Origin of the sequence: Brevundimonas olei (genome assembly GCF_037055245.1) — a bacterium.
Lineage (GTDB): Bacteria > Pseudomonadota > Alphaproteobacteria > Caulobacterales > Caulobacteraceae > Brevundimonas > Brevundimonas olei.
The window spans coordinates 1,379,414-1,392,484 of the sequence record NZ_CP146369.1; the positions used below are offsets into that span (position 1 = coordinate 1,379,414).

The 13,071-nt window shown below is 69.6% G+C and carries 16 protein-coding genes; 15 read left to right on the forward strand and 1 reads right to left on the reverse strand.

Annotation, left to right across the window (positions count from 1 at the left end; genetic code table 11):
• Positions 1-29: 29 nt before the first annotated feature.
• The 3 genes from V8J38_RS06535 to V8J38_RS06545 are packed head-to-tail and all read left to right on the forward strand — an operon-like array spanning position 30 to position 2,472.
• A complete protein-coding gene (locus V8J38_RS06535) occupies positions 30-596 on the forward strand; it encodes a DUF1285 domain-containing protein (RefSeq protein ID WP_338578382.1) in 567 nt (188 codons plus the stop codon).
• Positions 593-1,267 (forward strand): CoA pyrophosphatase, encoded by a 675-nt coding sequence (locus tag V8J38_RS06540; RefSeq protein WP_338578383.1) that lies wholly within the window; start codon positions 593-595, stop codon positions 1,265-1,267. The genes V8J38_RS06535 and V8J38_RS06540 overlap by 4 nt, the downstream gene beginning before the upstream one ends.
• Complete coding sequence (locus tag V8J38_RS06545; protein WP_338578384.1) at positions 1,264-2,472, forward strand: CCA tRNA nucleotidyltransferase; 1,209 nt, start codon at positions 1,264-1,266, stop codon at positions 2,470-2,472. Before V8J38_RS06540 ends, V8J38_RS06545 begins: the two co-directional genes overlap by 4 nt.
• On the opposite strand, the gene V8J38_RS06550 is transcribed toward V8J38_RS06545, so the two are convergent.
• A complete protein-coding gene (locus V8J38_RS06550) occupies positions 2,453-3,400 on the reverse strand; it encodes an endonuclease/exonuclease/phosphatase family protein (protein ID WP_338578385.1) in 948 nt (315 codons plus the stop codon). The genes V8J38_RS06545 and V8J38_RS06550 overlap by 20 nt on opposite strands.
• A gap of 225 nt (positions 3,401-3,625) precedes the next feature.
• Between V8J38_RS06550 and V8J38_RS06555 the strand changes: the two genes are divergently transcribed.
• The 12 genes from V8J38_RS06555 (at position 3,626) to V8J38_RS06610 (ending at position 13,064) form a co-directional block, all read left to right on the forward strand.
• Positions 3,626-5,119, forward strand: coding sequence for a DUF2793 domain-containing protein (locus V8J38_RS06555; RefSeq protein ID WP_338578386.1), 1,494 nt, complete (start codon positions 3,626-3,628; stop codon positions 5,117-5,119).
• Between the two features lie 5 nt (positions 5,120-5,124).
• Positions 5,125-5,310 (forward strand): hypothetical protein, encoded by a 186-nt coding sequence (locus tag V8J38_RS06560; protein ID WP_338578387.1) that lies wholly within the window; start codon positions 5,125-5,127, stop codon positions 5,308-5,310.
• Positions 5,307-5,594 (forward strand): hypothetical protein, encoded by a 288-nt coding sequence (locus tag V8J38_RS06565; protein ID WP_338578388.1) that lies wholly within the window; start codon positions 5,307-5,309, stop codon positions 5,592-5,594. Before V8J38_RS06560 ends, V8J38_RS06565 begins: the two co-directional genes overlap by 4 nt.
• Complete coding sequence (locus V8J38_RS06570) at positions 5,591-5,974, forward strand: M15 family metallopeptidase (protein WP_338578389.1); 384 nt, start codon at positions 5,591-5,593, stop codon at positions 5,972-5,974. Before V8J38_RS06565 ends, V8J38_RS06570 begins: the two co-directional genes overlap by 4 nt.
• Complete coding sequence (locus tag V8J38_RS06575; protein ID WP_338578390.1) at positions 5,971-6,393, forward strand: hypothetical protein; 423 nt, start codon at positions 5,971-5,973, stop codon at positions 6,391-6,393. Before V8J38_RS06570 ends, V8J38_RS06575 begins: the two co-directional genes overlap by 4 nt.
• A gap of 28 nt (positions 6,394-6,421) precedes the next feature.
• Entirely contained in the window at positions 6,422-6,652 is a 231-nt protein-coding gene (locus tag V8J38_RS06580; protein WP_338578391.1) for a hypothetical protein, read from the forward strand.
• 161 nt (positions 6,653-6,813) lie between these two features.
• Positions 6,814-7,602, forward strand: coding sequence for a flagellin (locus tag V8J38_RS06585; protein ID WP_338578392.1), 789 nt, complete (start codon positions 6,814-6,816; stop codon positions 7,600-7,602).
• A 91-nt stretch (positions 7,603-7,693) separates the two neighbouring features.
• Positions 7,694-7,975: a flagellar protein FlaG gene (locus V8J38_RS06590; protein WP_338578393.1), complete on the forward strand. Its 282-nt coding sequence runs from the start codon at positions 7,694-7,696 to the stop codon at positions 7,973-7,975.
• A 135-nt stretch (positions 7,976-8,110) separates the two neighbouring features.
• Complete coding sequence (locus tag V8J38_RS06595; RefSeq protein ID WP_291776219.1) at positions 8,111-8,935, forward strand: flagellin; 825 nt, start codon at positions 8,111-8,113, stop codon at positions 8,933-8,935.
• 244 nt (positions 8,936-9,179) lie between these two features.
• Positions 9,180-11,894 carry a transcriptional regulator gene (locus V8J38_RS06600; RefSeq protein WP_338578395.1) on the forward strand — a complete coding sequence of 905 codons (2,715 nt, stop codon included), beginning with the start codon at positions 9,180-9,182 and terminating at the stop codon, positions 11,892-11,894.
• Positions 11,895-11,973: 79 nt separating this feature from the next.
• A complete protein-coding gene (locus tag V8J38_RS06605; protein ID WP_338578397.1) occupies positions 11,974-12,639 on the forward strand; it encodes a hypothetical protein in 666 nt (221 codons plus the stop codon).
• 5 nt (positions 12,640-12,644) lie between these two features.
• Complete coding sequence (locus V8J38_RS06610) at positions 12,645-13,064, forward strand: hypothetical protein (protein WP_338578398.1); 420 nt, start codon at positions 12,645-12,647, stop codon at positions 13,062-13,064.
• Positions 13,065-13,071 lie beyond the last annotated feature (7 nt).

A 13,071-nucleotide genomic window follows, 5' to 3' on the forward strand; every position in this document is an offset into this window, starting at 1 on the left:
TGCGGGGCGACGCGTCCCATAGTTCAGACATGACGAACCCACCGACATCGTCCGGCTCTGGCCTGACTAGCGTGGCCGAGGCTGCGCGTCAGGCGCCGGGACGGGGACTGCCGCCCGTGCATCTGTGGCATCCTGAACATTGCGGCGAGATCGACATCCTGATCCGCGCCGACGGGGTGTGGATGCATGAAGGCTCGCCTATCGGACGGGCTGAGCTTGTGCGGCTGTTCTCGACGGTGCTGAGGAAAGACCCGGACGGCTATCATCTGGTCACGCCGGTCGAGAAGCTGAAGATCGCGGTCGAGGACTTGCCGTTCCGCGCCGTGGCCGTGCGCGACGAGGGCGCGGCGCTGGTCTTCACCACGGATCAGGGCGACGAGGCTGTCGCCGGTCCCGAACACGCCATCATTGTCGAGACGGACGCGACGACGGGCGAGCCGGCGCCGCGCGTCCGTGTGCGCGGCGATCTGTGGGCGCGGATCGCCCGGCCGGTCTTCTATGAACTGGTCGAACGGGCGCAGGCGGAAGACGGCCGACTGGCCGTGCGGTCGGGCGGCGTGGTGTTTCCGCTGGGGCCGGAAGGGGCGGGGCTTTGACCTGTGTCGGGCTGAAAGCCCGGCTGCAACAGCGGCTGGACCCGGTGTCGGCATGGTCGCCCGAGCGGGCGGCGGTGCGGTCCGACTATGACCTGAATCCTGATTTCAGCCGTCCGAAGGTCAAGCTGAGGCCCGCGGCGGTGCTGATCCCCATCATTGCGCGCGAAGACGGCCCCAGCGTCCTGCTGACGCGCCGATCCGACAGTCTGGCCAGCCATACGGGGCAGATCGCCTTTGCGGGCGGACGGCTCGATCCGGGCGAGACGGCGCTGGACGCCGCCCTGCGCGAGGCGTGGGAGGAGATCGCGCTGGATCCCGCCGTGGTCGAACCGCTGGGGCTGGGCGATCCCTATGAGACGGGCACTGGGTTTCTGGTGACGCCGGTGGTGGGCTGGCTGACGGCGCCGCCGGACGTCACCCCGTCGCCCGCCGAGGTGGCCGAGGTGTTCGAGGCGCCGTGGGACTTTCTGATGGACCCGGTGAACCATCGCCGCGACTATTACGATCAGGAGAACGGGCCGCGCCGCTGGTTCTGGGCCATGCCCTATCGCGAGCGCTACATCTGGGGCGTGACGGCGGGCATTCTGAAGGGGCTGTTCAACCGGCTCTATGGCGAGGAGCCCGCGCCGCATCAGGCCGCTGAGGCTGACGCGACCGAGCGCGTGGAATGAGCCGCGTCCTTTCAGGGCAGGACTGGCTGACGGCCAGCGCGACGCAGGCGGTGATGGCGGCGCTGGCGGCGGCGGGCGGGACGGACTGCGCCCGTTTCGTCGGCGGATGCGTGCGCAACGCCGTGCTGGGCGCCCCGATCGACGATGTGGACATCGCCACTATCCTGACGCCCGAGGCGGTGGTCCGGGCGCTGAAGGCGGCGGGCCTGAAGAGCGTGCCGACCGGCATGGAGCACGGCACGGTGACGGCCATATCGGAGCGCCAGCCGTTCGAGATCACCACCCTGCGTCGCGACGTCTCGACGGATGGGCGGCGCGCCACGGTGGCCTTCACCGACGACTGGGCCGAGGACGCGGCGCGGCGGGACTTCCGGCTGAACGCGCTTTATGCGGACGCGCAGGGGTTGATCCTCGACCCGACAGGCGCGGGGTATGAGGACGCACTGGCAGGACGGATCGTCTTCGTCGGTGAGCCGGAACAGCGCATCCGCGAGGACTATCTGCGCATCCTGCGCTTCTATCGCTTCTTCGCCTGGTACGGGCGCGGGGCGCCGGATGCGGCGGCGGTCGAAGCCTGCGCCGCGTTGGCCGAAGGGGTCGAACGGCTGTCGGCCGAGCGGGTTTCGAAGGAACTGCTCAAGCTGCTGGCCGCGCCCGATCCGCGCGCGGCGGTGCGGCTGATGGATCAGGCGGGGGTGCTGGGGCGGGTTATGCCGCAGCCGAAAAGCCTGACGCTGTTCGAGGCGATGGTCGGGGTCAGCACGGACCCGGTGCTGCGTCTGTCAGCGCTGTTGCCGGAGGACGCGGAGGCGGTGCGCGCGGCGGCCTTGAGGCTGCGGCTGTCGAACGTTCAGAGGGACCGGCTGGTCGAGGCCGTCGGCGAACAGATTGATCCGGCGATGAGCGAGGCCGAGGCGCGCGCCGTCGTCTGGCGCACGGGGCGTCAGGCGGTCGAGGATCGTCTTTATCGCGTATGGGCGGCGGGCGCGGACGCCGGGACGGTGCAACGCCTGCTGACGCTGGCGGCGAACTGGTCGCCGCCGAAGCTGCCGGTCGGGGGCAGGGATCTGGCGAAACTAGGCCTCCAGCCGGGGCCGGAGACGGGGCGGCTGCTCAAGGCCTTTGAAGAGAGCTGGATCGCCGATGACTTCCCCGACAACGGACATGAGGCGCGGCTGAAGGCCCTTATGGCTGGGCCCGGCTGAGGCGCACGATCACCGGGCGGTGGTCCGAACCCGTCTTCTGGCCCAGCCGCCGCTCGACCAGGGCCAGATCAGGCGAGCGCCAGACGTGGTCGATGGTGATGCCGAGGAAGGCGGGCAGGGCCGAGGGCCAGGTGCCGGGCCAGGCAGGGGCGGGGATCAGGCCCGTCTCAGCCTTGATCTGACGACCGATGCGGCCGCTGGAGACGCTGTTGAAGTCGCCCGCCACGACGACCGGCCCCTCAAGCCCGGCGCGCAGTCCGGCCAGCCGTTGCGCCTGACTGATCTGGCCGTAGGGGTGCTGGAAGGGCCAGGGCCGCGTCATGTGGACGGCGATCAGGCTGATCGGCCCCAGCGGCGTCTCGGCCTGGGCGACAAGGGCCGCCAGGCCCTGACCGTCAGCGTCGCGCACACGGCGTAGGGGCAGACGCGAGGCGATCACCGAGCGGGCGGCGCCGCTGGGCCGATCCTTGCGCGGGGTGGTGACGCGGTGCGGATAGGCGGCCAGGATCGTGTCCAACTGCGCGGCCGGGGCGTCGCCCAACTCGATCAGCATGACCACGTCGGCGTCGGCCTGTTCGATGGAGCGGGTGATGGCCGCCACGTCCTCGTTCCGCGCCCACAGGTTGGCGGAGTAGACGGTCAGAGTATTCGACCCAGCGGGGCGGCCTTTCTCCGGCGTCCATTGCGGCCAGACGGCAAGAAGCAGCAGCCCCGCCAAGCTCGCGCTGAGGGCGGCCATGTCCCACAGTCTGAACAGCAGGAAGAGGCCGCACAACGCCAGCGTAGCAACCAGGGCGGGCGCGGTGAACTGGGTCAGCAGGTCGGGCAGGCGGTGGCCGATGCGGCTGAGCGCGGAGACGGCGATGAGGCCGGGCGGCGCCAGCAGGGCCAGGGCGGCCAGTCGCATCAGGGCCTGGGTCAGGGTCATGCAGCGACCTTCGGTGAACGCGTGGGGAAGCGTCGGTTAGCGCGTCGGCGCCGGACCTGTCGAGCGCGGCTTCGTGCGTCCAAATGCGCAGGCGCGGCGCAGGGCGATAGCGCGCCTGATGCGGCCAATCCTTGAAAATTCCCGGCTTTGGCGTGAACTCGCGCGGATCGGCGCGCCGAGGCTCGTCGCCTGATCAGACTGCGGTTTCAACCTTTGGAGACCGCCATGAGCGATGACGCCAGCGCGCGGCTGGGCCTGCCTTATCTGGCGGCCGGACAGCTGCAGAAACACGTGACTCTGAACGAGGCCCTGACCCGTCTGGACGCCCTGACCCAGACCGCCGTGGTCAGCCGCACGGTCAGCAATCAGCCCGCCGATCCGGCCGAGGGGGCGCTCTATATCCTGCCGGAGGCGGCGACCGGCGCCGAGTGGGAGGTTCACCCGGCGGGCAGCCTGATGCGGCATGAGCGGGGCGGCTGGCTGCCGGTCCCTGCGCCGGACGGCCAGCTGGTCGTGGTGCTGGACAGCGAGGAGATTCTGGTCCGGCGCGCAGGCGTCTGGACGCCCCTGTCCTTCGGCCTGCCCGAAGAGATCCAGCAGATCACCCGTCTGGGTGTGAACACCACGGCGGACGCGACGAACGTCGTCGCCGTGCGGGCCAACAAGGCGTTGTGGACCGCGCTGGAGAGCGAGAGCGGCGGCGACGGCGATCTGCGCTTCACCTTCAACAAGCAGACGGCGGGCGACGTCCTGTCTCTGTTGTTCCAGAGCGGCTGGGGCGGCCGGGCAGAGCTGGGGCTGGTCGGCGACGACGACCTGCGGCTGAAGGTCAGCCCCGACGGCGGCGCCTGGCATGAGGCGCTGCGGATCGACCGCAGCACGGGCCGCGCCTGGTTCGGTCAGGGCGCGACGCGCCGCGAAACGACGGTGCTGACCGCCTCGGGGAGCTGGACCCCGCCGGTATGGGCGCGCTGGATCGAGGTCGTCTGCGTGGGCGGAGGCGGCGGAGGCGGGGCCGGTCTGGCCGGAGCGTCCGGCGCCGTCCGGCATGGAGGCGGAGGCGGCGGCGCGGGCGGCGTCATGACCGCCTTGTGGCCGGCTGTGAATCTGTCGGGCGCGCTGACGATCACGGTCGGAGCGGGCGGAGCCGGGGGCGTCGGCTCCGGCGCCGGAGGCGCGGCGGGCGGCGCGAGCCTGGTGAAGACCGGCGCCCAGACTCTGCTGACAGGCGAAGGCGGTCGCGGCGGCGCGGGAGGTTCTGCGGCGTCGGGGACCGGCGGCGCGGGCGGCGGCGGCGCGCCGGCCTCCAACGGGGGCGGAGCTTCTTCCGTCTCGGCGGCCGGCGGGGCCGGGCAGGCGGCGGCGCGTCCGGACGGCGCCGGCGGTGGCGGCGCGGGCGGCGGTCTCAGCGCAGCCAATGCGGCGCAGCCGGGAGGGGCGGGCGGCGCTGGCGCGATGCTGCTGTTGAGAGCGGCGGGCGGCGCAGGCGGCGCGACGGCCGGCGCGGCGGGACAGGCGGCGCCATGGCCGGACCTGCACTGGGCCGGAGGCGGCGGTTCGGGCGGCGGCGCCCAGGCTTCAGGCGCCGGCCATGCGGGGGGAGCCGGCGGCCTTCATGGCGGCGGCGGAGGGGGCGGAGGCGCAGGCGCAGGCGTGACGGCGGCGGGCGCGGGCGGGCAGGGCGCGGCCGGCGTGGTCTGGCTGACGGCGATCGGGTGAGCGCCATGATCCGACGTCTGCACCGCATCATCGACGCCGAGGAGCCTTTGTCGCTCGGCGAACTGGAGCCGCTTCTGGACGAGGAGGCCTGGGCCGCGCCCGAGCGCCTCTCGGCCGACGACTGTTTCGACCACTTGGGCAGCGACTGGCGAAGCTCGGCCGCGCCCCATGACCCGGAGGATGAACGATGACGCCTGACCACAGGGACGAGCCGGGCGGCGCGCTTGTTGAACCCCCAGCCGTGGAGTTGGCCGAGGGCCGCTGGCTGTGGCGACGCCTCTATGTCTATGCCGCCAGTCTGGCGCTGTGGCTGCTGTTGCGGCTGGCGGTGACGCGGGCGACGGCCGCTGATCTGCCGCGCATCGCCGAAGGGCTGATGGGACTGATCGCCCTGATGCTGCTGCTCTATCTGGTGGCGCCCAGCGCACAGCAGATCGTCAATCTGGCGCGGTTGCGTGCGGGGGGCAGGCCATGACCTTTCACCTGTCGCAACGGTCGCGAGAGCGCCTCAAGGGCGTCCATCCCGATCTGGTCGCCGTGGTCGAGGCGGCGATCGGCCGGACGTCGGTGGATTTCATGGTCACGGAAGGGCTGCGGACGTCCGCGCGTCAGGCGGAGCTGGTGCGGGCCGGCGCCAGCCGGACGCTGAACTCGCGTCATCTGACCGGTCATGCGGTGGATGTGGCGGCCTGGGTCGACGGTCAGGTCCGCTGGGACTGGCCGCTGTATCCGCGCATCGCCGAAGCGTTCAAGGCCGCCGCCGCCGCCGCCGGCACGCCCCTGATCTGGGGCGGAGACTGGCCGCGGCTGCGCGATGGGCCGCACTTCGAACTGGACCGGAAGGCCTATCCATGAGCGGGCGCCTGTTTCGCGCCCTGACGCCGCTGGGCTGGCTGACGGCGGCGTTGGCGGTCGCGGCCTTGCTATTGGCTCTGGGCGGAGGCCTCGGCCTTCGCTGGGACCCGCTGCGTCTGCAGGCGCGTCGGCTGGAGGCGGCTGAACAGCGCCTGGAGCAAGCCCGATCCCAAGCGGCCGCACGCCGTCTGGAGGCCGCCGCGCGTGGCCGCCAGATCGAGAGCCTTGACGCTTTTCACCGCAACACCCTGGCTGTGACGGAATCGACCGTCGCGGCTGAAACCAAAGCGAGGATCGCCGATGACGCCGAAACGCCTCTGGACCCTGCTCGCGCTGAGCGGTTGCGCGGGCATGATCGCGAGCTGTGCCGCCTCTCGCCCGCCGTCGCCGGTTGCGCCGCCCCGGTTGATCCTGGCTGAGACGGCGACGCGGCCCTGCGAATTGGCCGTGCTGCCTGAACGCCCCACGGCGGCGGACCTGGAGGCGGCCTATGTGCGGCGCGGCGCAGAGCTGGTCCGTTGCGACGCCGCCCGGCGTCTCGCTGTCGAGACGCTGGAGGCCGAGCGCGTTCTGATCGACGCCTGGGCCGACCGTCATGACGCAGCCGGAACGATATTGCCGGGCGACTGGGCAAAAAACGCCGGGTCAGGAGGCGGTCGGCAGATTTTGCCGGGCTGATGAGAGTGTCTGCTGGAAACGCATTCCTGCAAAAACAAACAGATAGGCCGATTTCGAGCTTCAGCCCGGCTGGCCCGCGCCTTGCGACGGGAACGCCCGAGCAGAAAGCTCCCGGCAGCCAAAATGGCGTCGGACATCGTCGAAGACAAAGGACAGCCAAAATGGCTAACAGCATCAACACGAATGCTGGGGCTCTCATCGCCCTGCAAAACCTGAACGCGACCAACCGTGACCTCAACGTCACGCAAAACCGCGTGAACACTGGCTTCAAGATCTCCACCGCCAAGGACAACGGCGCGATCTTCGCCATCGCCACCAACCAACGCGCTGACATCGCCTCGCTGGACGCGGTCAAGAACTCCGTCGCGCGCGGCCAGTCGCTGGTGGATGTCGCCCTGGCGGCCGGCGACACTGTCGTCGAAGCCTTCAAGGAACTGAAGAACATCGCCGTCGCCCTGGAAACCGTCGAAACCGGCAGCGCCGCTGAGACGGCCTATCAGGCTGACTACGACGCTTTGGTCGGCGAAATCGACTCGGCCATCGCGGGCGCGTCGTTCGACGGCATCAACCTGTTCTCGGCCGGCGCGGTCACGACCGTGCGCACGGGTCTGGAATCCACGTCGACCTATGACGTGGGCTTCGCGACGGCTGTCACCTCGGGCGTCACGGCGGCCACCTACGACACTGCCGACGACATCCAGACGGCCATTGAAACCTTCACCGGCAACCTGGCGACCCTGGGCACCCAGTCCAAGTCGCTGGAGCGTCAGAATGTCTTCATCGGCAAGCTGCAAGACGCCCTGGAAGTCGGCGTGGGCAACCTGGTCGACGCCGACCTGGCCAAGGAAAGCGCTCGCCTGACGGCTCTGCAGACCAAGCAGCAGCTGGGCGTGCAGGCGCTGTCGATCGCGAACCAGTCCAGCTCGATCCTGCTGGGCCTGTTCCGCTAATCCGACGCGGTTAGGGAAGGGGCGGGCCTGTGGCTCGCCCCTTTCTCGCATCGTTTGAGACGGGAGGCGCGGCAGGTCCGCGCGGAAGGATATGGCTGACAATGTCGCAGGCGTTCCCAGCGTAACCTACCTGGATCGCGAGCCGCAGGGCGCCGTGATCGAGGCGCAGTCCGTCGTTCAGGGCGCGCCGGACGCCACCGAGGAGGCGGGGCGGTACCGGTTGACGATCGAGCGGGAGTCGACCGGCTATGTCTACAAGACGCTGGATCGCGTGACGGGCGAGGTGATCCGCCAGTTCCCACGTGAAGAGGTGCTGAAATTGCGCCAGAGCCCGGCCTATGACGTCGGGAAGATCATCAAGACCGAGGCCTGAGACGCGCGGCGTTCACGGCCCGACGCTCCTCGGCGACGCCGGGCGGCGTTAACAGGCGTTGCGGACGCGTTAACCATACGCTCAGGAATCAGCGTCATTACTACTCGCCAGAATCGGATCTGAGGCGAGAAAGCCATGACCAACAGCGTAATCACCAATGCGTCGGCGCTGATCGCGCTTCAGAACCTGAACAGCACCAATTCCAAGCTCGCCGCCACCCAGAGCCGGGTGAACACGGGCCTGAAGGTGCAGGGCGCCAAGGACAACGCCGCGACCTGGGCCATCGCCCAGAACCAGCGCGCCGACATGAGCGCGCTCGAATCGGTCAAGACCAGCCTCAATCGCGCCACCTCCCTGGCGGATGTCGCCCTAGCGGCCGGGCAGCAGATTTCCGACATCCTGGTAGAACTGCGCCAGAAGGCGACGGCGGCGGCGGACCCGTCGGCCTCCGTCGCGACGCGCAAGGCCTATGACGACGAGTTCCAGGCCCTGCTGACGTCGCTGGGGTCGTTCGCGGCCAACGCCTCGTTCGACGGCGAGAACATCCTCGATGGAAGCTCGACGACGGCGCTGGATTTCCTCGCCAACGCTGACGCCTCCGAAACGATTTCGATGAATCGTCAGGACCTCACCTTGGCCGGACTGTCGTTGACCGGTCTCGATCTGACGGACGAAACCAACGCCACAGCGGCTCTGACGGCTGTCGAGACGGCCCTGACCGACGCCAGCGCCAGGCTGGCTGAACTGGGCGCCCAGTCGAAACAGATCGAGAAGCACACGATTTTCGTCACCAAGCTGATGGACTCGCTGGAGGTCGGCGTCGGCAACCTGGTCGATGCGGACATGGCGCGCGAAAGCGCGCGCCTGCAGGCCCTGCAGGTTCAGCAACAGCTGGGCGCGCAGGCGCTGTCGATCGCCAATCAGGCGCCGCAGATCATCCTGTCGCTGTTCAAGGGCTGATCGCGACCCTAGCCCAGCCTCCGGTGCGCCCCGTGTCCCAGCGACAGGGGCGGCGGCCGACGGCGGGTCGGTCGGGGAATAAGGCCGTAGAGGCTCATCAGCCTCATCAACATCCAGCGCACGCGTGACATGGTTTCACCTCGGCTGTGACGAGGCGGAGAACGAGAGCGCTGGTGCGGCGGTTCCTGGCGACTGTTAAACAGTTCGTTACCGTGGCGGGCGACACTGCCGGGCGGAGGTGCGCGTGGCGGCGATCAACAACAGCTATCTGCTCGGTCTTTTCGGCGTCGGAACCGGTTCCGGCGGCCTGCCGGCGGCTGCGCCCGCACCCAAGCCCAAAACCCAGCCGACGGCGCCCTGGTCCTTGGGGGACAAGGAGAAGCCCACCCAGTCGGACCTGCTGCGCTCGGCCCTGAGCGGTCGCAAGCTGGTCAACGAGGACAACGCCGTCCTTGACGTCAAAGGCGCCTCTTCGGGCGACTATCGCAAGATCTTCGCCCTCTATCAGGGTCTGACCATGCTGGAGGCGCTGGCGACGCGGGCGGGCGAGCGCGGGGTCGGGCGGCTTGAATCAGAACAGCTGTCGCGCCGCTTCACCTCAGGCATGGCCGAGGTGAAGGATTTCCTGACGTCGGCCCAGTTCGACGGCGTGCGTGTCGTCCAGGGCGTCTCCGCGACCCAGAGCCAGTCCACCGCGGCCGTCGCGCGAGACAATTCCAAGTATCTGACCGGTCCGATCCACGACGGCGCCCTGACCGAGGAGGTCGCCGCCTTCCAGGGCGACGTGCGTTTCGGCGTCACGGTGAAGACGATGGCGGGCAGCCAGACGTTCGACATCGACCTGGCCGAGATGGGAGTGACCCCGCGGACGATGGACGCCGTGCTTCAGCACATCAACGGCAAGCTGGAGGCGGCGGGCGTGCAGACGCGCATCCATCGCCAGATGATCGAAGCGGAACCGCGCACGGTGAAGGCGGGCGACAAAACCATCACCTTGCCGGCAGGGCCCACGCGCTGGGGCCTGACGGTCAGCGGAACCTCGGTGGAGACGATCAGCTTCACGCCCGCCGAGGCTCGCGATTCGATTCAGGTGGTTCAGGGCGTCGGCGGCAAGGGCGGGCACGAGGTCCTGAAGTTCGATCCCGACGGCAATCCGGTCGCGGGTTCGGGCGAGAGCTTCTGGGTCGAAGGGCGCAGCGGCGTTTCCAGCCTGCCCGACGGCGTCGAGACGGTGCGGGCCAGCGCGGCCGGGCCGGACGGTTCGATGTGGATCGTGGCCGATGTCAGCGCCGGCTCCTCGACCCAGCCGATCAAGGGACAGGCGGACGTCGTCCTGATGAAGTTGGATTCGGCCGGCAATGTGGTCGTCAGCCGGGCGCTGGGCGCGGCCTCAAAGGCCAGCGGCTACGCCATCGCCGTGGATGCGGACGGGCGGGTGGCCGTGGCCGGATCCGTCGTCGGCGCCCTGGTTCCGGGGGAGGCCGGCGCCTCGGCCACGACGGCCGACAGCTTCGTCACCGTCTTTGACGCTGACGGCCGCGAGCAGTGGACCCAGAGGCGCGGCGCCCGGGCCGAGGACGAGGCGACGGCCGTCTCCTTCGGCGCAGACGGTCGGATCTATGTGGCGGGCCGGGCGAGGTCGGCCATGCCCGGCGCTCTGGCGGTGGGCGGCTGGGACGGTTACGTCCAGGCCTTCAGCGAAAGCCAGGTTCACAGTCTGGCGCCGATCACGGCGACGGCGACCGGCGCGGCCCAGTTCGGCACGGCGGGCGATGACAACGTCCAGGCCATGACCGTCGACGGCGACAACCTCTATACGGCGGGGATCGAGAACGGCGCCTTCGTGCTGCGTCACTTCCGCATCGGTCCGACCGGCGCGCCCGAGCTGCTGGGCGTTCGCGATCTGGGCTCCGCCTCGGGCGGCGAGATCGCCGGACTGGCGGTGGCTGACGGACGGCTGATCGTCTCCGGCGCGACGCGCAACGGCGCCTTGAATGCGGGTCAGATCGCCAATGCTCACGCCGGGGGGCAGGACGCCTTCGTGGCCTCGCTGTCCACGGACCTGGCCGCCTCGGGCGCCGACCGCCTGACCTATTACGGCGGCGAGGGGGACGACACGGCCGCCGACGTCAAGGTGCATGAGGGCAAGGTCTGGCTGACCGGGATTTCGGATCGCGCCATCGGCGCAAAGACCGAAGACCCCTCGCGCGGCTATCTGGCGCGGCTGGATGTCGAGACCGGCCAGGTGGAGTGGACCCAGACCTGGACGGCGTCCGAAGGTCAGGCCAGGCCTCTGGCCCTGACGGTGTCGTCAGGCGGCGCCAGCGTGCTGGACCGGCTCGGCCTGCCGCAGGGCGAGATCGATCAGAGTCAGTCCAAGGCCCTGGTCGACGCCACGGCGGTGCGGGCCGGCGACCGTTTCTATGTGCAGAATCCCGTGACGGGCCGGCAGACGGCCGTGACCATTGAGGCCAAGGACACGCTTCAGTCCCTGGCGCGCAAGATCGAGATGGCCTCGGGTCGTCACCTCAAGGTCACCATCAAGACGGATCGCGATTATCTGACCGGCATGGACGGCGACACCCGCGTAACCAGCGGCGGCGTTCAGCGTCTGTCGATCACCAGCGCCGACGGACGCGCCGGAGCCGTGCTGACTCCGGGCGAAGCGGGACGCGACGCCCTGGCGGGCCTCGGCCTGACGCCGGGCTTCATCGGCAAGACGGCCGACGACAAGATAAAGACCTTCGGCGTGGATCTGTCCCCCTTGCTCAATCTGTCGGACGCCGATTCCATCGCCAAGGCGAAGGATCAGGTGCAACTGGCGATCAAGGCCATGCGCGACGCCTATCGCGCCCTGTCGCCCGAGGCGTCGAAGCCGGCGATCACGGGTCAGGCACCCGCCTATCTCCAGGCTCAACTGGCCAACTACCAGGCTGCGCTGGCGCGACTCACAGGCTAAGCCGGGGTGAAGGGCGCTTTCGGTTGACGGCCGTGGGGCGGACGGGGTTAGTGGGGCCTTCGTTAGCGTTGAGAGCTGCATGGCCCTTTCCAAAGACAATCGCACGGTCTTGATCGTCGGCGCCGGCCTGGCCGTGGTCGGAGCGGTGGCGGCCGCCCTGGTGTTCAGCGGCGGGCGCGGCGGACCTGTCGAGGCGCCGCCGGCCTCCAAGGGCGGTCTGACCATCGACGTGGCCGAGGCGCCCACGCTGGAGCCGACGCGCGAGCTGCGTTGCTTCGTCGATGGACAGTTCGTCGGCCTGGCCACCCTGGCCGACTGTGCGCGAAAGAACGGCGTGGCCACCAGCGCCCTGGACGTCGGCCTGGATTCGACCGGCTCGCTGGTCGCGGCGCCGACGGCGTCCTTCGCGCCTCCGCCCGAGGTTCCGGCCGTGACCCTGGCGGAAACGCCTTCGGCCGGCCAAGGCGGCGACGCCGGCGCCGCGCGCCCGGCGACCGGCTCGGGCACGGCCTGCCTGCGCCACACCGGCTCTGAATGGCGTCAGGTGTCGGGCGACATGAGCCTGGCCGCCTGCGTTCAGGCTCTCTACTCGGGCACCTGCGTGCGCCCTGGAGAGGCGAACTACGGCCGCTGGGGCGACACCACCCTGCGGCTGGTGCCGCGTCGCGTGGAGCAGTCCACCGACAACAACCGCTTCCGCACCCTGGCCCAGCAGGACCGCAACTGCCAGTTCCCGGAGCTGTGACGAGGATGCGTTTTTCCCTCATCGGACTGGCCGTCGTGCTGGGATCGGCCGCCCTGGCGGCCTGCAGCGCCCCTCAGCTTCAGGCCCCCTCGGACAAGGGCGTCTGCTATCACGTCGGCGAACCGGCCGGCGGCGCGCCTCGCTTCAACGTGGTGGCGCGCGACCAGCAGCAGATCGAGTTCTGCGCCGCGCGGCTGGAAGAGATGCGCCTGAAATTCCTGAGCATGGGCGGCAGCAACAATGAGATGGTCGGCGCCTATCAGGGTCAGTTCATCTTCATCGACCGCACCGGCGTCAAATTCAGCAAGAGCCTGGACGGTCCGCGGTTCTTCGCCCTGGCGCGGACCGGCGACGGCCGTCTGGCCATTCCCGGCGCCATCCAGCGTCAGATGGACGGCCGCCCGATCGCCGTGGCCCCGAACTAATCCACCC